The sequence below is a fragment of the Brevundimonas sp. Bb-A genome, from assembly GCF_009394735.1.
GTDB lineage: Bacteria > Pseudomonadota > Alphaproteobacteria > Caulobacterales > Caulobacteraceae > Brevundimonas > Brevundimonas aurantiaca.
The window spans coordinates 2,029,509-2,051,489 of sequence record NZ_CP045456.1; the positions used below are offsets into that span (position 1 = coordinate 2,029,509).

Annotated in this window: 19 protein-coding genes; 10 read left to right on the forward strand and 9 right to left on the reverse strand. The window is 66.7% G+C overall.

Annotation, left to right across the window (positions count from 1 at the left end; translation table 11 throughout):
* The first annotated feature begins 115 nt into the window (after positions 1-115).
* The gene (locus BSP_RS10035; RefSeq protein WP_152950257.1) at positions 116-1,486 is read left to right on the forward strand and encodes a class II 3-deoxy-7-phosphoheptulonate synthase; all 1,371 of its coding nucleotides are present in this window, start codon (positions 116-118) and stop codon (positions 1,484-1,486) included.
* On the opposite strand, the gene BSP_RS10040 is transcribed toward BSP_RS10035, so the two are convergent.
* Complete coding sequence (locus BSP_RS10040; RefSeq protein ID WP_152950258.1) at positions 1,464-2,675, reverse strand: FAD-dependent oxidoreductase; 1,212 nt, start codon at positions 2,673-2,675, stop codon at positions 1,464-1,466. The genes BSP_RS10035 and BSP_RS10040 overlap by 23 nt on opposite strands.
* Before the next feature lie 201 nt (positions 2,676-2,876).
* Here BSP_RS10040 and BSP_RS10045 point away from each other — a divergent pair, with 201 nt between their 5' ends.
* Positions 2,877-3,452, forward strand: coding sequence for a prephenate dehydratase domain-containing protein (locus tag BSP_RS10045; RefSeq protein WP_152950259.1), 576 nt, complete (start codon positions 2,877-2,879; stop codon positions 3,450-3,452).
* A gap of 281 nt (positions 3,453-3,733) precedes the next feature.
* Positions 3,734-4,492, forward strand: coding sequence for a chorismate mutase (locus BSP_RS10050; RefSeq protein ID WP_054765764.1), 759 nt, complete (start codon positions 3,734-3,736; stop codon positions 4,490-4,492).
* A gap of 18 nt (positions 4,493-4,510) precedes the next feature.
* On the opposite strand, the gene BSP_RS10055 is transcribed toward BSP_RS10050, so the two are convergent.
* The 3 genes from BSP_RS10055 to BSP_RS10065 form a co-directional block, all read right to left on the reverse strand.
* Positions 4,511-5,419 (reverse strand): SDR family NAD(P)-dependent oxidoreductase, encoded by a 909-nt coding sequence (locus tag BSP_RS10055; protein ID WP_152950260.1) that lies wholly within the window; start codon positions 5,417-5,419, stop codon positions 4,511-4,513.
* Positions 5,420-5,517: 98 nt separating this feature from the next.
* A complete protein-coding gene (gene acs, locus BSP_RS10060; RefSeq protein ID WP_152950261.1) occupies positions 5,518-7,470 on the reverse strand; it encodes an acetate--CoA ligase in 1,953 nt (650 codons plus the stop codon).
* Positions 7,471-7,472: 2 nt separating this feature from the next.
* The gene (locus tag BSP_RS10065) at positions 7,473-8,822 is read right to left on the reverse strand and encodes a DcaP family trimeric outer membrane transporter (RefSeq protein ID WP_152950262.1); all 1,350 of its coding nucleotides are present in this window, start codon (positions 8,820-8,822) and stop codon (positions 7,473-7,475) included.
* A gap of 164 nt (positions 8,823-8,986) precedes the next feature.
* On the opposite strand from BSP_RS10065, the gene BSP_RS10070 reads away from it, so the two are divergent.
* The gene (locus BSP_RS10070; protein WP_152950263.1) at positions 8,987-9,601 is read left to right on the forward strand and encodes a response regulator transcription factor; all 615 of its coding nucleotides are present in this window, start codon (positions 8,987-8,989) and stop codon (positions 9,599-9,601) included.
* 7 nt (positions 9,602-9,608) lie between these two features.
* Here BSP_RS10070 and rnhA read toward each other — a convergent pair whose 3' ends face one another.
* Positions 9,609-10,061, reverse strand: coding sequence for a ribonuclease HI (gene rnhA / locus BSP_RS10075; protein ID WP_054765769.1), 453 nt, complete (start codon positions 10,059-10,061; stop codon positions 9,609-9,611).
* A 109-nt stretch (positions 10,062-10,170) separates the two neighbouring features.
* Here rnhA and BSP_RS10080 point away from each other — a divergent pair, with 109 nt between their 5' ends.
* Genes BSP_RS10080 through tatC form a run of 3 tightly spaced genes read left to right on the forward strand, consistent with a single transcriptional unit; the run spans position 10,171 to position 11,918 of the window.
* On the forward strand, positions 10,171-10,383 hold the full coding sequence (locus BSP_RS10080) for a twin-arginine translocase TatA/TatE family subunit (protein ID WP_152950264.1): 213 nt from the start codon (positions 10,171-10,173) through the stop codon (positions 10,381-10,383).
* A 30-nt stretch (positions 10,384-10,413) separates the two neighbouring features.
* Positions 10,414-11,031 carry a Sec-independent protein translocase protein TatB gene (gene tatB / locus BSP_RS16620; protein WP_152950265.1) on the forward strand — a complete coding sequence of 206 codons (618 nt, stop codon included), beginning with the start codon at positions 10,414-10,416 and terminating at the stop codon, positions 11,029-11,031.
* Positions 11,028-11,918, forward strand: coding sequence for a twin-arginine translocase subunit TatC (gene tatC, locus BSP_RS10090; RefSeq protein ID WP_054765771.1), 891 nt, complete (start codon positions 11,028-11,030; stop codon positions 11,916-11,918). The genes tatB and tatC overlap by 4 nt, the downstream gene beginning before the upstream one ends.
* 123 nt (positions 11,919-12,041) lie before the next feature.
* Here tatC and glnA read toward each other — a convergent pair whose 3' ends face one another.
* A complete protein-coding gene (gene glnA, locus BSP_RS10095; RefSeq protein ID WP_054765772.1) occupies positions 12,042-13,448 on the reverse strand; it encodes a type I glutamate--ammonia ligase in 1,407 nt (468 codons plus the stop codon).
* 51 nt (positions 13,449-13,499) lie between these two features.
* A complete protein-coding gene (locus tag BSP_RS10100; RefSeq protein WP_054765773.1) occupies positions 13,500-13,838 on the reverse strand; it encodes a P-II family nitrogen regulator in 339 nt (112 codons plus the stop codon).
* 114 nt (positions 13,839-13,952) lie between these two features.
* Between BSP_RS10100 and BSP_RS10105 the strand changes: the two genes are divergently transcribed.
* The 3 genes from BSP_RS10105 (at position 13,953) to BSP_RS10115 (ending at position 20,470) form a co-directional block, all read left to right on the forward strand.
* Complete coding sequence (locus BSP_RS10105; RefSeq protein ID WP_054765774.1) at positions 13,953-14,771, forward strand: NAD(P)H-hydrate dehydratase; 819 nt, start codon at positions 13,953-13,955, stop codon at positions 14,769-14,771.
* 560 nt (positions 14,772-15,331) lie between these two features.
* Positions 15,332-17,002 (forward strand): MFS transporter, encoded by a 1,671-nt coding sequence (locus BSP_RS10110; RefSeq protein WP_054765775.1) that lies wholly within the window; start codon positions 15,332-15,334, stop codon positions 17,000-17,002.
* A 93-nt stretch (positions 17,003-17,095) separates the two neighbouring features.
* The gene (locus tag BSP_RS10115; protein WP_152950266.1) at positions 17,096-20,470 is read left to right on the forward strand and encodes a PAS-domain containing protein; all 3,375 of its coding nucleotides are present in this window, start codon (positions 17,096-17,098) and stop codon (positions 20,468-20,470) included.
* A 15-nt stretch (positions 20,471-20,485) separates the two neighbouring features.
* On the opposite strand, the gene BSP_RS10120 is transcribed toward BSP_RS10115, so the two are convergent.
* Together BSP_RS10120 and BSP_RS10125 are read right to left on the reverse strand one after the other, a co-directional pair.
* Entirely contained in the window at positions 20,486-20,944 is a 459-nt protein-coding gene (locus BSP_RS10120; protein WP_054765776.1) for an NfeD family protein, read from the reverse strand.
* Positions 20,945-20,958: 14 nt separating this feature from the next.
* Positions 20,959-21,942 (reverse strand): SPFH domain-containing protein, encoded by a 984-nt coding sequence (locus BSP_RS10125; RefSeq protein WP_054765777.1) that lies wholly within the window; start codon positions 21,940-21,942, stop codon positions 20,959-20,961.
* Between the last annotated feature and the right edge of the window lie 39 nt (positions 21,943-21,981).

The window sequence follows — 21,981 nt, forward strand, 5'->3', positions numbered from 1 at the left end:
CGGGCGCGCCAAAACGGCGCCTTTTCCGGCGCCGCCAGCCGAGAATTGGGTCTCCGCCGCAATATCTGTTCGTCTTTTCGTTGTTCCTGCGGCGGCAAGGCCCTATTCTTGCCGGATGACACGCTGGACCCCCGAAAGCTGGAGAACCAAGACCGCCCTGCACATGCCGGCGGACTATCCAGATCCGCACGCCCTGGCCTTGGTCGAGGACGAACTGCGCGCCCTGCCGCCGCTCGTCTTCGCCGGCGAGGCGCGGCGCCTGACGTCGAAACTCTCGCAGGTCGAGCGGGGCGAGGCCTTCCTGCTCCAGGGCGGCGACTGCGCCGAGAGCTTCAAGGAGTTCTCGACCGACAACATCCGCGACACCTTCCGCCTGATCCTGCAGATGGCCGTGGTCCTGACCTTCGCCGGCCGCAAGCCGGTCGTGAAGGTGGGGCGGATCGCCGGCCAGTTCGCCAAGCCGCGCTCGTCGCCGCTGGAAGAGATCGACGGCGTCGAACTGCCCAGCTATCGCGGCGACATCATCAACGGCATGGGGTTCACTCCGGAGGAGCGCGCGCCCGATCCGCAACGGTTGATCCGCGCCTACAACCAGTCGGCCTCGACCCTGAATCTGCTGCGCGCCTTCGCGGGCGGCGGCTACGCCGACCTGTACAACATCCATCGCTGGACCCTGGGCTTTGCGGGCGACAACGCCGCCGGGGCCCAGTACCGCGAACTGGCCGACAAGATCACCGAGGCTTTGGCCTTCATGGAGGCGGTCGGCGTCACGCCCGAGACCCATCCGGATCTGAGCCGGGTCGAGGTCTTCACCAGCCACGAGGCCCTTCTCCTGAACGTCGAGAGCGCCCTGACGCGGCTGGACGGCGGTTCCGGCGAATGGTTCGACACCTCGGCGCATATGCTGTGGATCGGCGAACGCACGCGTCAGCTGGACGGCGCCCATGTCGAGTTCATGAAGGGGATCAAGAACCCCATCGGCGTGAAGTGCGGACCCACAATGACGGCCGACGACCTGCTGCCCCTGATCGACGTCTTGAATCCGGACAATGTTTCGGGCCGACTGACGCTGATCGGCCGTTTCGGTCACGACAAGGTCGGCGAACGCCTGCCCAAGCTGATGCGCGAAGTGAAGGCCTCGGGCCGCAAGGTGATCTGGTCCATTGACCCGATGCACGGCAATACGCTGAAGGCCGGCAACGGCTACAAGACCCGGCCGTTCGACCGGATCCTCAGCGAGGTGCGGACCTTCATCGACGTGGCGGAGGCGGAAGGGGTGCACCCCGGCGGCGTCCATCTGGAGATGACCGGCCAGAACGTCACCGAATGCATCGGGGGCGCTCAGGCCGTGACCGAGGACGACCTGTCCAACCGCTATCACACCCATTGCGACCCGCGCCTGAACGCCGACCAGGCGCTGGAGCTGGCCTTCCTGGTGGCCGAGCGGTTGAAGGCAGGCCGGATCAGCCGGTCGGAAGCCGCCTGATCGACGGAAACAGCGGGGCGACGAGGCCGATGGTCGCGTTCGCCTCGGCCCGGTCCGGCGTCTCGTCGTCGATGCCGACGCCGTTCATGTCATTGCGCGTGGCCTGAACCACGATGCCGTCCGGTCGCGACAGCACGGTCACGCCCCGGAATTGCAGGCCGTAGTTGGCCTCGGGCTGGGGCGCAAGCCAGGCGATCTGGCCGCGCACGGGGATCATCTCCTTGTCCTCGAACAGGGCCTTCGCGCCATAGCCGGTGCAGTTGACGACGATCTTCTCGGGCAGGGTCGTCAGATCCGCCGGCGTGTTGAATGTGCGGGTCTCGATCCGGCCGCCCTGGCTCAGAAACTCGGTCTCCAACCGGTGCGCCAGTTCGGCGACGTTGAACTGCATGGCGCTGACCATCCGGGTCTCCCCGACCGGAAAGGGCGAGGCGGAGGCGGGGAGGGGGATGGAACGCGGCGCCAGCCCGTCCAGCCTGTATTCGGCGAATCGGATCGGCTTTATCCCAGGCGCAGTACGGATCGGCGGCGGCTCGACCGTACGCGGCAGGTCCGCTGCGCCCGACAGGATATAGCGGTCGCTGAAGACGACCGGATCGCCTTCTGTCCCCAGATAGGTCTGGTGAGTGGCGTAGGTCTCGCGCGCCATCTGCTCCCAAAGGGCGGGGAAGTCGGCCGCAACCCGATCAGCGTCGGCGATACGGCTGTCGGGCGTCCAACTGCCTGTGGCGCGCATGGATCGTGTGAAGGCGGCGCGTTCGCGCGCATAGATGGTCACCCGCGCCCCCATGCGCTGAAGCTGGAGCGCCGAAGTCAAGCCGAGGGCGCCGCTGCCGATCACCGCGACCACGGGCGGACCGCCCGCCAGACCCGCCAGAGCCATGGCTTTGCGCGCTGCGATGGCGCTGGAGCCCCAGGACAGCGACCAGCCGCTGCCGCCGTGGCCATAGTTGTGAACCACCCTGGTCTCGCCGACCGTCTCCACGTTCAGGCGCGGGCCTGTCGAGCGAAAAGGACGGGTGCAGACGGTGATGCGTATGATCCGCTCGGGCGTCATCAGGATCGGTGCGATCCGACGCGGGGCGAACCCTGTCGCCGGCAGGACGGCGGGCGTCGGCGCGCAGCCTGCTAAGGCTCCCGCCAGGCCCGTCAACACGGCGCGACGGTTGGAGCGGACGACGACGGACATGAGCGGCTCCGGAAGATGCGAACTGCGACGCTACCCGCACCATGCGCGGCCCGAAAGCACCCCACGATCACATTCGGCTTGTGGGGACGAAAGCGGCGCCGCAGATACGGCGCGAAACGGTCACGGCTCGGACAACTATGCTCCGTCTGATCGGCGGCCAGCAAAGGAAAGGCTTTCGGGCGAGACCCCGTGAGTGACGAAATGAACAAGCCAGCACAGCAAGACGACAAGCCCGGTCGGGTCGCCTATCAGGGCGCGCCCGGGGCCTTCAGTCATGAGGCCTGCGCGGCGCTTCGTCCCTGGGACGAGCCCGTGCCGTTCGAAACCTTCGCCGAGGCCATCGCAGCCCTGAAGACCGGGGACTGCGACTGCGCCCTGATCCCGGTTGAGAACTCCTCCATCGGCGTGGTCGAACCGGCCGCGACCCTGGTGCGCGACTCCGGCCTTCGCGTGGTCGCCGAAGCCTGGCGGCCGATCCGCCACGCCCTGATGGGACTGGACGGCGCGCGCATCGCCGATCTGAAGCGGGTGCTCAGCCACCCCATCGCCCTGGCTCAGTGCGAACGGACACTGAAGGGCCTGAAGCTGAACGTGGTCGAGCATTTCGACACCGCCGGCGCCGCCCGCGACGTCGCCGAGGCGGGCGATCCGACCCAGGCGGCCATTGCGCCGGTAGGGGCCGCCGAGGTCTATGGCCTGTCGATCCTGCGCAACGATCTTCAGGATTCCAGCAATAACCGGACGCGTTTCGTCCTCCTGGGGGCCGATAGGGCTTGACGGCGCACGGTCTTTGCGTGCTTTAAGGCCGCTCGGATCGCGAACGATCCGCATAACCGGACCCGGACCCATGTCCCGCCAGCGCGCCCTTTCTGTTTCCTTCGACCGTTCGCGCGCGGTGTCCGGCCTCTATTTCGGCTACGGCTTTTACGGCTTTCGATACGCCGGCTGAGGCGTCGGGCGCTCTTCGTCCCTGACTGTCTCGCCGGCGACCGCTCTGGACCAGAGCGGCTGTCCGCCCCTGCACATCGAAATCCTGCCTTTGCCGAAAGCCCGAACCCATGTCCTCTTCCAACGTCCAGATGATCCGACCTGAACAGGTTGAACTGACGCCTGAACAACAGGCCCTGGCCGCCCTGCGCGCCGAGATCGACACCATCGACGATCAGATCCTGGCCCTGTTCGAACAACGTCTCGCCGTCGCCGCCACCGTCGGCCGCGCCAAGGACGCGCCCACGGGCCCCCACACCAAGCTTCGCCCCGACCGCGAGCAGACTGTCCTGTCGCGGATGCTGTCCAAGTGCCGCCCCGAAAACGCCGAGGCGGTCGAACACCTCTGGCGCGAGATCGTCGGCTGGGGGCTGGCGCGTCAGGGCCGGCTGCAGGTCCAGGTCTGGGCCCCGATCGAACCGACCCGCGCCTATGACGGCGCCCGCCTGCGCTTCGGCGCCGCCGCCGACATCAAGATGGTGCGCGACCCGCAGAAGGCCCTGGCCTTCGCCGCCGAGGGCCATGGCGTGGCCGTTCTGGCCATCAATACCGAGGACGCCTGGTGGATGGGCCTTCGCCGTGAATGGTCAATGCTCAGCGTGTTCGACGGTTACGGCGGCGAGACGCCGACGTCTCTGGCCGTCGGCAAGATCGATCCGCCGGCCCTGCCGAAGGGCCGCCGCGTGGTCGTCACCGCCGGCGGAGACGCCGGCGACGGCGGCGGCGCTCGTCGCTGGGGCCTGAACACCCACCACGGCTGGACCATCGCCCTGACCGAGGCGGAACTGACGCCGGGCGAGGCGGAAGGCTGCGTCGGCGCGATCGGCTGACCGCGCCGACATGAAGGCTCAGGAGGCGTGCGCCTTCTGGGCCTTGGTCAGTTCGATCATGCCCTGGGCGGCGCCCATCTCCGGCACGATCTCTTTCGCCCGGTCGGAGATGGCGTCGAACTGGGCCGCCACCTGTTCCGGCGCATCCTCGCCCGAGATGTGGACGCCCTCGGTCAGCGTCACATAGGCGCGTTCGAACCCGCCGGCGCCGGCCGCCAGGATACAGCGGCTCGGCGCCTCCCGGCTCAGCAGATACAGCAGGCCCGGCGTCACCAGCGCCGGATCCAGGGCCTCCAGGGGCAGGGCGGCGCCCAGGTCTTCGGTCATGCGCGTATGGGCCGTGGGCGCCAGGCAGTTGACGCGGATGTCGTTCTTGGCCCCCTCGATCGACAGGGTCTGCATCAGACCGACCAAGGCCATCTTGGCCGCCCCATAGTTCGACTGGCCGAAATTGCCGTAAAGACCCGAGGAGGAGGTGGTCATGACGATGCGGCCGTAGTTCTGGCCGCGCATGATCTCCCACACCGCCTTGGTGCAGTTGACCGCCCCCATCAGATGGACGTCCACGACGAAGCGGAAGTCCTCCAGCTCCATCTTGGCGAAGGTCTTGTCGCGCAGGACCCCGGCGTTGTTAACCAGCAGATCGACCCGACCCCATTTCGCCATGGCCGCCTCCACCATGGCCTGAACGGCGGCGAAGTCGGTGACTGAGGCGGCATTGGGCATGGCCTCGCCGCCGGCGGCCTCGATCTCGGCCACGACAGCCTCGGCGGCGGTAACGGAACCGCCCGAACCGTCGCGGGCGCCGCCAAGATCATTGACCACCACCTTGGCCCCGCGCGCCGCCAGGGCCAGGGCGTGCTGCCGCCCCAGACCACCGCCCGCGCCTGTCACAATGGCCACCTGTCCGTCGAACCGGATCGTCATCCTATCGTCTCCACCCAAGCACTGGGGCCCTCGGCGCTACAGCCGGCCCCTTGATCCGGTTTTGACGACGCCGGGCGCGGCGCACAAGTCCGGCCTGATCAGCCCGCGCGGTTCTTCACCAGATCCTCGACGACCGACGGATCGGCCAGGGTCGAGGTGTCGCCCAGCGAGCCGATCTCGTTCTCGGCGATCTTGCGCAGGATGCGGCGCATGATCTTGCCGGATCGGGTCTTGGGCAGGCCGGGCGCCCACTGGATCACGTCCGGGGCGGCGATGGGGCCGATCTCGCGACGGACGTGGGCGCCCAGGGCCTTGCGCAGATCCTCGGTCGCCTCGACCCCCTTGTTCAGGGTGACATAGGCGTAGATGCCCTGGCCCTTGATGTCGTGGGGATAGCCGACCACGGCCGCCTCGGCCACGTCGTCGTGCAGCACCAGGGCGCTCTCGATCTCGGCCGTACCCATCCGGTGGCCCGAGACATTGATGACGTCGTCGACCCGGCCGGTGATCCAGTAATAGCCGTCCTCGTCCCGGCGACAGCCGTCGCCGGTGAAATACCGACCCGGATAGGTCGAGAAATAGGTCTCGAAGAAGCGCTGATGATCGCCGTATACGGTGCGCATCTGGCCCGGCCAGCTGTCGGTGATGCACAGATTGCCCGAGACGGCCCCGACCAGTTCCTGGCCCTCCGCATCGACGATCTGCAACTCCACGCCGGGCAGGGGCAGGGTGGCCGAACCCGGCTTCAGGTCGGTGGCGCCGGGCAGGGGGGTGATCAGATGGCCGCCCGTCTCGGTCTGCCACCAGGTGTCCACGATCGGGCAGCGCCCGTCCCCGACCATCTCGTGATACCAGCGCCAGGCCTCGGGATTGATCGGCTCGCCGACCGTGCCCAGCAGACGCAGCGATTTGCGCGACGTGGCCTTCACCGGCGCGTCGCCTTCGCGCATCAGGGCGCGCAGGGCCGTGGGGGCGGTGTAGAAGACCTCCACCTTGTGCTTGTCCACCACCTGCCAGAACCGGCTGGCGTCGGGATAGTTGGGCACGCCTTCGAACATCAGGGTGGTCGCGGCGTTCGCCAGCGGACCATAGACCAGATAGGAATGGCCCGTGACCCAGCCCACGTCGGCGGTGCACCAGAAGACCTCGCCCGGGCGATAGTCGAACGTCAGCTCATGGGTCCAGGCGGCCCAGAACAGATAGCCGCCCGTCGTGTGAAGAACGCCTTTCGGCTTTCCGGTGGAACCTGAGGTGTAGAGGATGAACAACGGATCTTCCGCCTTCATCGGCTCGGGCGGACAGTCGGTCGAGGCCTCGGCCGCCTCGACGGCGTAGTCGATGTCGCGGCCTTCGATCATCGGCACGTCGGCGCCGGTGCGGCGGACCACCAGAACCGTATCGACCTTCACCTTCTCGAGGGCCGCATCGACATTGGCCTTCAGCGGCACGATCTTGCCGCCGCGCACGCCCTCGTCGGCCGTAATGACCAGGTTGGAGCCGCAGTCCTCGATCCGGCCGCACAGGCTGTCGGGCGAAAAGCCGCCGAAGACCACGGAATGGACCGCCCCGATCCGGGCGCAGGCCAGCATGGCGTAGGCGGCCTCGGGGATCATCGGCAGATAGATGGTGACCCGGTCGCCCTTCTTGGCCCCGTGGGATTTCAGTACATTGGCCATGCGGCAGACCTGCGCGTGCAGCTCGCCGTAGGTGATGTGACGACTGTCCGCCGGATCGTCGCCCTCCCAGATGATCGCGGTCTCATCCTTGCGGTGGGGCAGGTGTCGGTCGATGCAGTTGGCGGCGACGTTCAGGACGCCGTCCTCGAACCAGCGGATGCGGAAATCCTCCTTCCTGAAGGAGACGTCCTTGATCCTGGTCGGCGCCCTGATCCAGTCGAGGCGTTTCGCCTGTTCGGACCAGAAGGCCTCGGGCGTCTCGCGCGCCGCGATCCGCGCCGCCTCATAGGCTCGCCGGTCCATATGGGCCTTGGCGGCGAAGTCTGCGGGAACGGGGTAGAGGTCGGAATCGGGCACGCGAGACGTCTCCAGCATCTTTAGAATCCGTATTTGGCGAACAGGATCAATCGGGTCATGTCGCCGCTCGCGCCGGATTCGATTTCGCGGTCGGCGAACATCAGCTCGGCGCCGACATCAAACGCCGTAACCGGCGACCAGATCAAGTTGGCGTGGACGCTCTGGGCCGACCGGTTGACGGCCAGACCGGTCGCGCTCGTGTCATTATCGACCGACTGCGCCGACCAGATCAGGCTGGAGCGCCAGCCGGGCGCCCAGACGTGACGATAGGCGGCGAAGCCGGCGACGACGCCGATCGCGTCCAGTTCGCCCGAGGCGTCCAGCACCGCGTCGTTCGAGAAGTTCAGCCCGACATATCGGCCGATCCCTTCGCCGCCCGTCACCATCAGACGCAGATCGTCCTTGGCGCCGACCTTGATCTTGGTCGAGGCGGACAGGCCCCAGCCGGTGGCGGTGGAATCGATGCTGGTCGACGGGTTCTGGTACTTCAGCTGACGCAGCAGACCGGCGAACTGCAGATCCCCCCAGGGCCGCGCCAGGGCGTAGCGGGCGGTGAAGTCGGGCAGGCTGTTGTCGTCGGCGATGATCCGCGCGCCGCCGCCGAACGGGGTCACGGTCGTCTCGGGGTTTTCCACCGAAACGGAGAAGGGACCGCGCGTGTAACGCACCTGGACCTGCCGCGCGAAGACCGTGCCCTCGGCCGCGCCGATGAAGTCGGCGGATTCGGGCAGGACGGCGGTGTTCTGGAAGTTGGTCCACTCCTGGCCGATCAGCCAGTTGTCGATGGTCACGAAGGCGCGGCGCAGGGCCGGGTTGGCGGGGCTGGTGGTGCGCTGGTCCGCTGTGCCGGGCAGGGTCTGGAAGTCCATCTCCAGCCGCGTGCCGACCTTGTGGCCGCCGACCAGGCCGTCGGTCGTCAGCCAGAACCGGGTCTGGCGGGCGTTGAAGTCGGTCGCCGTATCCTCGTCGGCGCCGCCGATGGGGATGGAGCCGGGGATATGGAACTCACGCAGGGCGTCGCCATTGGCGGGATCGCCGCCGGAATAGCTGGAGGCCGAGGCGTCCACCTTGACGAAGCCGCCGAACTTCACTGTGTGGTCGCCGATCCGGAAACCGTCGCTCGGTGCGGCGGCCTGTTGGACCGGCGCCGGCGCGGGCGTCGGGCGGGTCTCAAGCCGGATGATGTCCTGCTGCTGCGCCGCCTGCTGGGTGCGGGCGGCCACGACTTCGGATTTGAGGGCGTTCAGCTCGGCTTCAAGCTGAGCGATTCGGGCTTCGAGGGCGGCCTGGGCGTCTTGCGCCGAGGCGACGCCGGGGGCCAGAAGCAGGGCCGCCGCCGCGCATCCTGCCGCCAGGCTGGATTTGATCATGATGGTTCCTCCCTGGCTCGTCTGTTGCGAGCGTCCGAATGAACCTTTTCCCCAAGGGGCGTATGCGGCCATTAGCCAATGGTCTAGTTTCGACCAAAGTCGAACCGCGTCATGCTGCTGCCGACGCGGCCGCCAAGAACGCTGCGCGAAGGGAAGGACGCCTGATGGATCGAATCGTCATCGCCGACGATCACCCCCTGTTCCGCGCCGCGCTGCGGTCCGCCGTCTCCAAGGCCTCGCCCGAAGCGACGATAGAGGAATGCTCCAGCCTGGCCGAGGCGCGAGCGGCCCTCAGGACGCCGACCGACCTGCTGCTTCTGGATCTCAAACTCTCCGACAGTGAAGGCATGGCGGGCCTGGCCGCCGTTCGGGCCGAACATCCCGTCGTTCCGGTCGCCGTCGTCTCGGCCAGCGAGGAGGCGAGCGTCGTGCGCCGCGCCCTGGCCCTGGGCGCCGCAGGCTTCATACCAAAATCCGCCGCCCTTCCGCAGATGGTGGAGGCGATCACGGCCGTTCTGGCCGGCGACGCCTGGGCGCCCGAGACGCCGGAGACGGCCGGAGAGGACGACCTCGCCGCCCGGGTCGGCAGCCTGACGCCGTCGCAGCTGCGCATACTGGAAGGGTTGAAGGCGGGGCGGTTGAACAAGCAGATCGCCTTCGACCTGGGCGTCTCCGAAGCAACCATCAAGGCGCATCTGACCAGCGTGTTTCGAAAGCTGGGCGTTTATAATCGGACCCAGGCGGTGATTCTGGCTCAGCAGATGGACCTGACCCGGTGACCCTGGTTTAGGCCCTTTTCAGGTCGGCCACGCCGCGGTTCGCCAACTGGTCCGCGCGCTCATTCAACGCATGGCCGGCGTGGCCCTTGACCCAGCGCCATTTGACCTCGTGCCTCTGGCGCGCCTCATCGAGACGTCGCCAAAGGTCGGCGTTCTTGACCGGCTTCTTGTCGGCGGTCAGCCAGCCGCGCGCCTTCCAGCCGCGCATCCATTCGGTCACGCCCTGCATGACATATTTGCTGTCCGTATGAAGCTCGACCTTGCACGGGCGTTTCAGCGCCTCCAGCGCCATGATGGCGGCCGTCAGCTCCATGCGGTTGTTGGTCGTATTCGCCTCGCCGCCCCAAAGTTCCTTCTCGTGACCGCCCGCAGTCTGGAGCAGGGCGCCCCAGCCTCCGGGGCCCGGATTGCCCTTGCAGGCGCCGTCGGTGTGGATGATGACGTGATCGGAGAGACTCATGGTCGCGCACACCTACAGCCTCCCTTGGCGTGGGGCCATGACTCCGCCTATATGCGGGACGAAGAAGAGTGGATGGGGCCGATCATCGGCCTCTTCGAGGAGATTACCCATGGGCTCCATGAGCATCTGGCACTGGGCCATCGTCATTGTCGTGGTCGCCGTCCTGTTCGGCGGACGCGGCAAGCTGTCCAGCATCATGGGCGACGCCGCCAAGGGCATCCGCGCATTCAAGGACGGCCTGTCGGACGACGGCAAGAAGGACGCGACGCAAGACGGCGTCGGCGCCCTGACGCGCACCGAGGCGGAGAAGGAAAAGCACTGAAGTCCGCGTCGGGTCTTTGAGGGCTGACGTATGGGCGGGCTCGGCCCCGGTATCGGGGGCTTCGAATTATTGGTGATCGGTCTGGTGGCCCTGCTGGTGGTGGGGCCCAAGGACCTGCCTGTGCTCATGCGCCGCGTGGGCCAGATGCTGGCCAAGGCCCGCGCCATGGCCAATGAGTTCCGTACCAGCTTCGACGAGATGGCGCGCCAGTCCGAGCTGGACGAGCTGCGTAAGGAGGTCGAGGCGCTGCGGAGCGGGCAGGGGGCCATGTACCCCCTGGGCGCCGAGGCCGATGCGGCCTTCAAGGAGATCAACGCCGGTCTGACGACGCCGCCGCCCGTCGCCTCACTGCCGACCCCGGCGGTGGATGAATGGCCCGATGCGTCGCCTGTCTCCCCGCTGGAGCCGGAGCCGGAGGCCAAGTCGAAGCCCGATTTAAGGCCCAGGTCGAAGCGCAGCAGTTCGACCCCCGAAACCTCAGCAACGCCCGCGAAAACGAAGAAGACCGCCAGGGCGGGCGGGGCGGTCGCGGCGAAGACCCGCGCCTCGGCCAAGGGCGCCGCCAAGACCCAGATCTCGGACGCCCAGGCGCCGGCCCAGGCGTCCGCCAAGACCAAGACCCCGCGCAAGAAGGCCGTCGAGCTTTGACTATCTCCGACCGCGACGAGGCCGAGATCGAGGCGTCGCGCGCGCCCCTGATGGACCATCTGATAGAGCTGCGCAGCCGGCTGCTGGTCTGCGTGGTCGCCTTCGGTCTGGGCTTCATCCTGTGTTTCGCCTTCGCCAATCAGATCCAGATCGCCCTGATCAAACCCTATCAGGCGGCGGCGGCCATTCATGCGGCGGCGGCGGCCTCTGGAGGCCACGCCAATCCGCTGGAGCTGATCGCGATCATGACGGGTTTCAAACCCTATCCGCCCGGTTCGGCCGCCGTGGTGCAACTGATCGCCACTGCCCCACTGGAACAGTTGTTCACCAAGATGAAGATCGCCGCCTTCGGCGCGGCCGTCCTGACCTTCCCGGTCATGGCCTGGCAGGTTTACCGCTTCGTCGCGCCCGGCCTGTACCGCAATGAGCGGGGCGCCTTTCTGCCCTTCCTGATCGCCGCCCCGGTGATGTTCTGCCTGGGCGGAGCCCTGGTCTATTACGTCATGCTGCCCTTCGTCATGCTGTTCTCCCTGGGGCAGCAGGTGGTCAGCGACGGCATATCGGTGGCCCAGACGACCAAGATCTCGGACTATCTGAACCTGGTCACCTCCCTGCTGCTGGCTTTCGGCCTGTGCTTCCAACTGCCCGTCGTGACGACCCTTTTAGGCCTGGCCGGCTTGATCAATTCCAAGATGATGGCCTCGGGTCGCCGCTACGCCATCGTCGCCGTGGTGGTGGTCGCCGCCGTTGTCACGCCGCCGGACCCCATCAGCCAGCTGATGCTGGCGGTGCCCCTGGTCATTCTCTATGAGGTCTCGATCTGGTGCGTGCGGCTGATCGAACTGCGCCGCAAGAAGGCGGACGATCTGGAAGCCGAAGCGGCCTGAGGCCGGTCCAGCCACTCCCTGCTCACCCCTTGAAAACGGCCGCCGCCTCGCTTGGCGCGCTGGACGACAAAAAGGGCGCCGGCGGTTCGCGCCGGCGCCCTTTGTTCGCCTCTGATATGTCGATCAGCAGCTGTAGTACATGTCAAACTCAACCGGGTGCGGGTGCAGTTGCAGGCGCATCACCTCTTCCATCTTCAGCTCGATGTAGCTGTCGATGAAGTCGTCATCCATGACGCCGCCCTTCTTGAGGAAGGCGCGGTCCTTGTCGAGGTTCTCCAGGGCTTCACGCAGCGAGCCGCAGACCTCGGGGATGGAGCCGCGCTCTTCCGGCGGCAGGTCGTAGAGGTTCTTGTCGGCGGGCGCGCCGGGATCGATGCGGTTTTCGATGCCGTCCAGGCCCGCCATCAGCAGGGCGACGAAGGTCAAATAGGGGTTGCCCATCGGGTCGGGGAAGCGGGCTTCCAGACGCTTGGCCTTCGGCGAGGAGACGTGCGGAATGCGGATCGAGGCCGAACGGTTGCGAGCCGAATAGGCCAGTTTCACCGGGGCTTCGTAACCGGGGACCAGACGCTTGTAGGAGTTGGTGGTCGAGTTGGCGAAGGCGTTGATGGCCTTGGCGTGCTTGATGATGCCGCCGATGTACCACAGGCATTCCTGCGACAGGCCGGCGTATTTGTCGCCGGCGAACAGGGGCTTGCCGTCGCGCCAGATCGACTGGTGCACGTGCATTCCCGAGCCGTTGTCGGCGAACATGGGCTTGGCCATGAAGGTCGCGGTCTTGCCGTAGGCGGCCGCGACGTTGTGGATGACGTACTTATACAGCTGCAGCCGGTCGGCCATGGTCAGCAGGTCCGAGAACTTCAGGCCCAGTTCGTGCTGGGCCGGCGCCACCTCGTGGTGGTGCTTCTCGGGCTGGAGGCCCAGGTCACGCATCACGCCCAGCATTTCGCCGCGCAGATCCTGACCCGAATCGACCGGGTTGACCGGGAAATAGCCGCCCTTGGGCCCAGGGCGGTGGCCCATGTTGCCCTCGGTGTATTCGGCGCCGGTGTTGGCGGGCAGCTCGGTCGAATCGTAGCTGTAGCCGGTGTTGTGAGGCTGGGTGTTCCAGCGCACGTCGTCGAAGATGAAGAACTCGGCTTCCGGGCCGAAATAGACCTGATCGCCCACGCCCGAAGACTGGACATAGGCCAAGGCCTTCTTGGCCATCGAACGGCTGTCGCGGTTGTAGGGCTCGCCGGTGTCCGGGTTCAGCACGTCGCAGAACAGGAACATGGTCGTCTGCTGATAGAAGGGGTCGATATAGGCCGTGGTCAGGTCCGGCTTCAGCAGCATGTCCGACTCATTGATCGCCTTCCAGCCGGCGATGGACGAGCCGTCGAACATGGTGCCTTCGTTCAGAAAGTCCTCATCGACTAGGTCGACGTCGAAGGTCACATGTTGCAGCTTGCCGCGGGTGTCGGTGAAGCGAACGTCGACGTATTTGACGTCCTTTTCCTTGATCTCTTTGAGGATCTTGCTGGCGCTCATTCTCGGAAGTCCTGTTTCTTGGTCGTTGGGGAGGAAGAGGGGCAGGTGAAGTCAGACCGCCTGAGCCCCGGTTTCGCCGGTGCGGATGCGGATCACGTCGGCGACGTCGGAGACGAAGATCTTGCCGTCGCCGATCTTGCCGGTGCGGGCCGAGGTCTGAATGGCCTCGACGACCGCAGGCGCCAGGTCGTCGGCGACGACGACCTCGATCTTGATCTTGGGCAGGAAGTCGATGACGTATTCGGCGCCGCGGTACAGTTCGGAATGGCCCTTCTGGCGGCCGTATCCCTTGGCCTCCAGCACGGTCATGCCTTGCACCCCGACGTCCTGGAGCGCCTCTTTGACGTCATCCAGCTTGAAGGGCTTGATGATGGCTTCGATTTTCTTCATGGCGACCCCTGAACGGCGTGCGAAATGCAGCGGCGTTCGGGCGGGAATGGGACACATCAAAGCCATCGAAGGCAAGCAGTTTTCGCAGAAAAGTCACGGATATTCGGAGTTCGGATGATTGAAACCAACGACCCGGCGATCTGGCGCAATTTTCTTCCGTGGCCTGGGCCGGAAACGCATAAGCATGCGCGGGGACGCTTGGGGGTGGTGTCCGGTCGGGCGCATCAGACCGGGGCGGCCCGTCTGGCGGCACGCGCCGGCCTGAGGATCGGCGCCGGGGTGGTGCGGATTCTGTGCCCGCCCGACGCGGTCGCGACGATCGCCCCAACGGTCACGGCCGTCATGCTGACCCCCTTCGGATCACCCGAGGCGCTGGGGCGGGAGGTCGAGGAGATGGACGCCGTCGTCGCCGGCCCAGCCGCCGGGCTTGACGAGGGTACAGTGGCCAACATCCAGGCCCTGGCGCTGAGCGGCGCGGCCCTGGTGATCGATGCGGACGGTCTGTCGGTGTTCAAGGGCCGCAGCGCCGAACTGTTCGCCGTTCTCGACCGCGACGACGTGCTGACGCCCCATGAGGGTGAGTTCGAACGGCTGTTTCCCGGCCTGTTGAAACAGGGCAGGGCGGCCGCCGCCGTCGAGGCCGCCCGCCGCGCCCAGGCCGTCGTCGTGCTGAAGGGCGCGCAGACCCTGATCGCGGCGCCGGACGGCCGGGTGCGCCTCAATCCCAACGGCTCGCCCTGGCTGGCGACGGCCGGAACCGGCGACGTCCTGGCCGGCATGATCGGCGGCCTGATCGCCCAGCGTATGGACAGTTTCGAGGCCGCCAGCGCCGCCGTCTGGCTGCATTCCGACGCCGCCGCGCGGTTTGGTCCGGGTCTGATCTCCGAAGACCTGTGCGACGTGCTGCCGCAAAGCCTGAAGGCGTTGCGGTGAAGCCGTATCAAGCGCCGCAGCAGCCTTCCTTCAGTGACGATGGATTCGCCGAAGGCGCCCTAATCCCGGCCCATTAGGCGCTCGAGTTCGCAAAGGATGAGTTCCATCGCCGAGAGGAGCGTGGCTTTTCCGTCATCATCGGGCTGAGCCGCCCATACGCATGTCCTTGCGCATGCCTCGCAAGGCCCCACGAATCCGTCAAGACGTTGGCGCGTAATCGAGCGGAGCGCGCAGCGGACTTGTACGTCGAAGGCGCTGATGCAGCATCTCGAGGATGGGCCCGGTGCGGGAGCCTTGCAAACTCAGTCTCAGCGTTACGGAACAGGAGTCTCAGGCTTACGGCGCCAATCCTGCGGAAATGCTGAAATCTCAGGATTAGCGAAACTCAAAGCAACACCGACCAACTTGGGCGTTCTTCGCATAATATATCTTAGGCGAGAAAAGGACACTCGACCAAAGTCGCCCTGACGCTTGTCTCAGCCCTGCGTCACTCTCTCGGCCAATCGCGCACTTGCGGCGTGAAAACGGTCGGAAAGACCAGACAGCTGGGAGGCTACGCTATGACGGACAGCGCCATCGGTGCGCCGGTCGATGAGTATGTGGTGGGTAAGAACGACAAGCTGGTGATTCTGGCGTCGTCGGTCGGCACCGTTATCGAATGGTATGATTTCTATCTGTACGGGTCGCTGGCCGCGATCATCACCGTGCAGTTCTTCTCGGGCGTCAATGAGACGACCGGCTACATCTTCGCCCTGATGGCCTTCGCCGCCGGATTTGCGGTTCGACCGTTCGGGGCCGTGGTCTTCGGGCGTCTGGGCGACCTGTGGGGTCGCAAGAACACCTTCCTGGTGACCATGCTCCTGATGGGGCTTTCCACCTTCGTCGTGGGTCTGTTGCCGCCCTATGCGGCCATCGGCATCGCCGCGCCGATCATTCTGGTGCTGATGCGGCTGATCCAGGGTCTGGCCCTGGGCGGCGAATACGGCGGCGCCGCCACCTATGTCGCCGAGCACGCGCCACATGGTAAACGCGGCTTCTACACCTCCTTCATCCAGATCACCGCCACGGCCGGCCTGGTGCTGAGCCTGGTCGTCATTCTGGGCGTCCGTGTCTCGGTCGGCGAGGAGGCCTTTGCGGAATGGGGCTGGCGGATCCCCTTCCTGGTCTCGATCCTGCTGCTGGGCGTGTCGCTGTGGATTCGTCTGAAGCTGTCCGAAAGCCCGTCCTTCAAACGGATGAAGGCCGAGGGCAAGGGGTCCAAGACCCCGCTGAAGGACTCCTTCGGCAAGTGGCCGAACCTGAAGCTGGTGCTGATCGCCCTGCTAGGCCTCACCGCCGGCCAGGCCGTGATCTGGTACACGGGTCAGTTCTACGCCCTGTTCTTTCTGGAACGGGTGATGAAGCTGGACGCCACCCTCGTCTATGTGATGCTGACCATCGCCCTGGTCGCGGCATCGCCCTTCTTCATCTTCTGGGGCTGGCTGTCGGACAAGGTCGGACGCAAGCCGGTCATCCTGGCCGGCTGCCTGATCGCCGCCCTCACCTATTTCCCCCTGTTCAACGCCCTGACCCAGGCCGCCAATCCGCGCCTGGCCGCCGCGGCCGCCTCGGCGCCGGTCGTGGTCTATGCCGATCCGGCGGACTGCAACGTCCAGTTCGATCCGATCGGCAAGACGGTGTTCAACCACTCCTGCGACCTAGCCAAATCCTATCTGGCCAAGGCCGGGGTGACCTACACCAATGTCGAGGCGCCCGCAGGCACGGTGGCTCAGGTACGGATCGGCGACCAGGCCGTCGTCCAGAGCTTCCGCGGAGACGCCATGGCGCCTGCCGATTTCGCGGCGGAGAAAAAGGCCTGGGACAAGCAGTTGGGCGAGGCCCTTACGGCCGCCGGCTATCCTGCCAAGGCGGACAGCGATCTGGTCAACAAGCCGATGGTGGTGCTGATCCTGTTCATCCTCGGCTTCTATGTGACCATGGTCTACGGACCGATCGCTGCGGCCCTGGTCGAGATGTTCCCGACCAATATCCGCTACACCTCCATGTCCCTGCCCTATCACATCGGCAACGGCTGGTTCGGCGGCTTCCTGCCGACCACGGCCTTCGCCATCGTGGCGGCGACCGGCAACATCTATTCCGGCCTCTGGTACCCGATCATCGTGGCGCTGGGGACGGTCGTGCTGGGCTTCCTTCTGGTCAAGGAAGGAAAGGATGTCGATCTAAACGCCTGAATTCTTGCAATCAGGCGTGGATGAGGGGCGGGTCGTCGCAAGACGGCCCGCCTTTCCCTTGTGAAAGCCCCCCTGCCCGGTTCAGATGCCGCCATGTTCAGCCTGATGATCCTCGGCCTGGTCATCGCCTATATGGCGGTGCTGTTCGGCGTCGCCTGGCACCAGGAGCGGCCGGGCGCGCGCGGGCGCGGCCTGGGTCCGTCGGTCTATGCCCTGTCGCTGGCCATCTACTGCACCTCCTGGACCTATTATGGCGCGGTGGGCACCGCAGCCCGTGAGGGGTGGGAGTATCTGCCCATCTACATCGGCCCGGTGCTGGGGCTAACGGTGCTGTTTCCTCTGTGGCGTCGGATCGCCGCCGCCGCCCGGCGCGAGAACGTCGGCTCGATGGCGGACTTCGTGGCGTCCCGCTATGGCAAGAGCCAGACCCTGGGCGCGGTCGTGACGCTGGTCGCCATACTGGGCTCCCTGCCCTACATCGCGCTGCAGCTGAAATCCCTGTCCATGGCGGGGGCCCTGTTGACGGCGGGGACGCCGGTGGCCGGTTCCGAGAGCCTGACCGTTCTGGTGCTGGCGGGGGTGCTGGCGGGGTTCGCCATATTGTTCGGGGCGCGGCGGCCGGATCTGACCGAACACAATCGGGGCCTGATCCAGGCCGTCGGGTTGGAGTCCCTGGTCAAGCTGGGCGCTCTGCTTCTGGTCGCGGCCTTCGCCCTGTTGCTGCTGGTTCAGAACGGTTCAGGCGCGACAATCCGAGAGGGGCTGGGCGCCCTCGCCGCCCCGCCGGAGCTGACGCCTCGATTCCTGGCCATCGCCCTGATCGCCACCCTGGCCATCTTCTGTCTGCCGCGTCAGTTTCACGTCGCCTTCGTCGAGGGCGCCGACCCCAGCCATGTGCGCCGGGCCCGCTGGATTTTTCCGGCCTATCTGGTGCTGACCAGCCTGGCGGTGCTGCCGTTGGTGGCCGCCGGCGCCCTGTTCGCACCCTCGACCAACCCCGACCTGCTGGTTCTGGCCCTGCCGTTCGGGCGGGGCGAGACGTGGCTGACCGCCGTCGTCTTCGTCGGGGGGTTTTCCGCCGCCACGGCCATGGTCATCGTCGAGGCCGTGGCCCTGTCGGCCATGGTGTCCAACAGCCTGATCCTGCCCTTCCTGGCGCGAGACCGATGGCGGTTGCGCGGCGACGCCTCGGACATGTCTGGCATCATATTGCAGGTGCGACGGGGGGCCATTGTGGCGGTGCTGCTGCTGGCCTGGCTTTACTATCAGGCGACTGATCAGTCGCGGGGGCTGGCGGCCATGGGGCTGGTGTCCTTCGCCGCCATGGCGCAACTGGCGCCCGCCCTGTTCGGCGCCGTATTGTGGCGCGGCGGTCACGCCCACGGCGCCCTGGCGGGCGTCACCGTCGGGATCACGGTCTGGATCGCCATGCTGGCCCTGCCCCAGCTGGCGCCGGCCGCGCCCTGGCATCTGCATGTCATGTTGGGGGTTAAGGACCCGCTGGCGCTGGGCGTCTTCGTCAGCCTGGGGCTGAACCTGGCCGCCTATGTCGGGGTGTCGCGGTTCGCCCAGCCGCGGCTGATCGACCGAGTCCAGGCGCGGGCCTTCGTCGATCGTCTGGGGCCCGACTGGCTGGAGGCGCGGCCGTCGCCGGCCGGCGCCTCGGTCGGCGATCTGCGCGCCCTCGTCGCCCGCTTCATCGGGGACGAACGCGCCGAGCGGGCCTTTGCGGCCTGGAGCGCCGAAACCGATGTCCGGTTGCGAGACGCCGATCCGGCCAATGCGAGTTTGGCAAGGGCGGCGGAGCGGATGCTGGCCGGCGCCATCGGGGCGGCCTCGGCTCGGCGGGTGATCGCCGCCGCCCTGGCCGGCGGCGGCCGCGCGCCCGAGGATGTGGTGCGGATGCTGGACGAGGCGTCCCAGGCCGTCCAATTCAGTCGGGACCTGCTTCAGACGACCCTGGACAATATCGACCAGGGCGTGATCGTCGTGGACGAAGACCTGCGCATAACGGCCTGGAATCGCCGATATGTGTCTATGTTCGATCTCCCGGCCGGCTTCGTTCACGTCGGCTTGCCGATCGCCAGCATCTATCGACTGAACGCCGAACGCGGTGAAAGCCCCAACGACATTGACACCTGGGTGGAGCGGCGGCTGGAAGCCTTGAGCCGGCGCATTCCCCATGACCATGAACGGCTTCAGCCGGACGGGCGGGTGCTGCGTTCGTCCGGGGCGCCGATTCCCGGCGGCGGCTATGTGACCAGCTATACGGACATCACCGCCCTGCGGCGGGCGGCCAGCCAGTTGGAAGAGGCCAACGAAAGGCTGGAAGCTCGGGTCGCCGACCGGACGGCTCGGCTCGAGGAAGCGCGGCGCGCGGCGGAGGAGGCGACGGCCTCCAAGACCCGCTTCCTGGCCGCCGCCAGCCACGACCTGTTGCAGCCTTTGCATGCCGCGCGGCTGTTCATCGCCGCCCTCAAGGAAGAGCCGGCCGTCTCGGGACCGGAGGCGGGGCCGGCCGGCCGCACCCTGGCCCTGAATGCGGACCGGGCCATAGACAGCGCGCACCGGCTTCTGACCGCTCTTTTGAACCTGTCGAAGCTGGAGGCCGGCGGGGTGAAGGCGGCCGTGACACAGGTGTCGCTGGACGGACTGTTCGACGAGCTGGAGCGCGAATTTCTGCCGGTGGCGGAGGCCAAGGGGCTGCGGCTGACTCTGGTGCGGAGCGGTCTGTGGGTGCAGTCGGACCGGGATCTGCTGCGGTCGATGCTTCAGAACCTGATCGCCAACGCTATTCGGTATACGGACACCGGACGGGTGCTGGTCGGGGCGCGGCGCAAGGGCGAGACCGTGCAAATCCTGGTGTACGACACCGGGCGAGGCATCCCCGACGCCGATCGTGAGACCGTTTTCGGGGAGTTCGTCCGCCTGCCCGGAGCGCCGGTCGATGAACCGGGCGCGGGGCTGGGCCTGGCCATCGTGCGACGATTGTCCAGCCTGCTGGATCATCCGCTGACGCTGACGTCCCGCGTCGGGGCCGGAACCGCCTTCCGCATTACGGCGCCGCGCCGTCACGCCGATCGTCCGCCTGAACCGGCGCCGCTGAAGGAGACGCGGCTGCCTCTGTCGGGTTTGCGGGTGCTCTGCGTCGACAATGAGCCGGTGATCCTGGACGCCTTGACGGCCCTGCTGACCCGCTGGGGCGCCCGTCCGGTCACAGCGTCCAGCCTTGAGGCCGCAAAGGCCGCGACGGGGCCGTTCGACGCCGCCCTGATCGACCTGCATCTGGGCGAAGGGCCGGAAGGATTTGCGGTGATCGACTGGCTGCGGCCGCTGGGCGTGCGTCGGATCGCCTTGGTCACGGCCGATACGCGCGACGGCCTGAACGATCAGGCGACCGCCGCCGGGGCGGTGCTGCTGCCCAAACCCATCAAGCCCGCGGCGCTGAAAGCCTTTCTGTCCAGCTGAAGCGCCGGCTTGGATTCAGACGGCCGAGCGCACGGTCAGCACCGATCCGCTGACGCCCTTGACCACCACGTCCTGCCCTGGTTCGGGCGCCTCGCCCTCGATCACGGCAGCCCATTCGGCGCCGGATACGAACACCCGCCCGTGGCCGGCGACGAAGGCCTCCACGACCCGGGCGCGCTGATCAAGCAGACGACTGTCCCGATCGTTGATGTCCTGGCCGGGCGGATTGGCTTTCTGCACCAGACGCCGCGACAGAATGGTGGCGATCACGGTCAGAACGGCGAAGACGGCGACCTCGCCCGGCAGGCCCAGACGCAGACCCACCGCCGTCATCACCGCCACCAGTCCCGCCGAGACCGCAGGCCACAGCAGCCATTCGGTCGAGAACATCGCCTCCACCGCCAGAAGGAGCACGCCCACGCCCAGCCAGATCCAGAACGGCTGGGCGGTGTAGAGATCGGCCACAAGGGTCATGTCGCGCGCTCCGATCAGGCGGTCGGCGGAACCGACGAACGACGTGCGGTCGTCGTTGGCCGAGCAGGCTGCGGCGCGTCCTGCTGCTGAGCCTTGGCCAAGCCGACCATCTCGCCGATGCCGGCGATCGTGCCGACGAGGGCGCCCATTTCCGCCGGAACGATGACGGTCCGCTGCTGAGGGCTGCGGGCCAGGTCGGCGAAGGCCTCGACGTATTTCTGGGCGACGAAATAGTTGATGGCGTTGACGTCCCCTCGGGCGATGGCTTCCGACACCATGGCGGTGGCGCGGGCTTCCGCCTCGGCTTCCCGCTCGCGCGCCTCGGCGTCGCGGAAGGCGGCCTCCTTGCGGCCTTCGGCCTCCAGAATGGCTGCCTGTTTGGCACCCTCGGCGCGGGCGATGGCGGCCTGTTTCTCGCCGTCGGCTTCGGTCACCACAGCGCGGCGTTCGCGCTCGGCCTTCATCTGACGGGCCATGGCGTTGGTGACGTCGGTCGGCGGGGTCAGGTCCTTGATCTCGATCCTGTTGACCTTGACGCCCCAGGGCTCGGTCGCCGCGTCGATGACGTGCAGCAGGCGGGTGTTGATGCTGTCGCGCTGGCTCAACACCTCGTCCAGCTCCATTGAGCCGACCACAGTTCGCAGATTGGTCATGCACAGTTGAGCGATGGCGTAGGTCAGGTCGTCGACCCGATAGGCGGCGCGGGCGGCGTCCATCACCTGGATGAAGACGATGCCATCCACCCGGACCATGGCGTTGTCCTTGGTGATGACTTCCTGAGTCGGTACGTCAAGAACCTGCTCCATCATGTTCATCCGCTTGCCGATTCGTTCCACGAACGGGGTCAGAAAGCCAATGCCGGGGCTCAAGGTCTTGGTGTATTTTCCGAACCGTTCGACTGTGAATTCGCGCCCTTGGGGCACGATCTTGATCACGCTGAACAGCAGCGAGACGGCGAGGAACAGCAGAACGCCGGCGAAGATGGTGAGCACGTCCATGGGGGTCCTCCTTGAGAACCCCAGGTTACGCCGCGGCAG

What these genes read in the sequence shown, in the direction of transcription:
- BSP_RS10035 (WP_152950257.1), top strand. Translation starts at nt 116, where the DNA reads ATGACACGCTGGACCCCCGAAAGCTGGAGAACCAAGACCGCCCTGCAC.
- BSP_RS10040 (WP_152950258.1), bottom strand. Translation starts at nt 2,675, where the DNA reads ATGTCCGTCGTCGTCCGCTCCAACCGTCGCGCCGTGTTGACGGGCCTG.
- BSP_RS10045 (WP_152950259.1), top strand. Translation starts at nt 2,877, where the DNA reads ATGAACAAGCCAGCACAGCAAGACGACAAGCCCGGTCGGGTCGCCTAT.
- BSP_RS10050 (WP_054765764.1), top strand. Translation starts at nt 3,734, where the DNA reads ATGTCCTCTTCCAACGTCCAGATGATCCGACCTGAACAGGTTGAACTG.
- BSP_RS10055 (WP_152950260.1), bottom strand. Translation starts at nt 5,419, where the DNA reads ATGACGATCCGGTTCGACGGACAGGTGGCCATTGTGACAGGCGCGGGC.
- acs (WP_152950261.1), bottom strand. Translation starts at nt 7,470, where the DNA reads ATGCTGGAGACGTCTCGCGTGCCCGATTCCGACCTCTACCCCGTTCCC.
- BSP_RS10065 (WP_152950262.1), bottom strand. Translation starts at nt 8,822, where the DNA reads ATGATCAAATCCAGCCTGGCGGCAGGATGCGCGGCGGCGGCCCTGCTT.
- BSP_RS10070 (WP_152950263.1), top strand. Translation starts at nt 8,987, where the DNA reads ATGGATCGAATCGTCATCGCCGACGATCACCCCCTGTTCCGCGCCGCG.
- rnhA (WP_054765769.1), bottom strand. Translation starts at nt 10,061, where the DNA reads ATGAGTCTCTCCGATCACGTCATCATCCACACCGACGGCGCCTGCAAG.
- BSP_RS10080 (WP_152950264.1), top strand. Translation starts at nt 10,171, where the DNA reads ATGGGCTCCATGAGCATCTGGCACTGGGCCATCGTCATTGTCGTGGTC.
- tatB (WP_152950265.1), top strand. Translation starts at nt 10,414, where the DNA reads ATGGGCGGGCTCGGCCCCGGTATCGGGGGCTTCGAATTATTGGTGATC.
- glnA (WP_054765772.1), bottom strand. Translation starts at nt 13,448, where the DNA reads ATGAGCGCCAGCAAGATCCTCAAAGAGATCAAGGAAAAGGACGTCAAA.
- BSP_RS10100 (WP_054765773.1), bottom strand. Translation starts at nt 13,838, where the DNA reads ATGAAGAAAATCGAAGCCATCATCAAGCCCTTCAAGCTGGATGACGTC.
- BSP_RS10105 (WP_054765774.1), top strand. Translation starts at nt 13,953, where the DNA reads ATGATTGAAACCAACGACCCGGCGATCTGGCGCAATTTTCTTCCGTGG.
- BSP_RS10110 (WP_054765775.1), top strand. Translation starts at nt 15,332, where the DNA reads ATGACGGACAGCGCCATCGGTGCGCCGGTCGATGAGTATGTGGTGGGT.
- BSP_RS10115 (WP_152950266.1), top strand. Translation starts at nt 17,096, where the DNA reads ATGTTCAGCCTGATGATCCTCGGCCTGGTCATCGCCTATATGGCGGTG.
- BSP_RS10120 (WP_054765776.1), bottom strand. Translation starts at nt 20,944, where the DNA reads ATGACCCTTGTGGCCGATCTCTACACCGCCCAGCCGTTCTGGATCTGG.
- BSP_RS10125 (WP_054765777.1), bottom strand. Translation starts at nt 21,942, where the DNA reads ATGGACGTGCTCACCATCTTCGCCGGCGTTCTGCTGTTCCTCGCCGTC.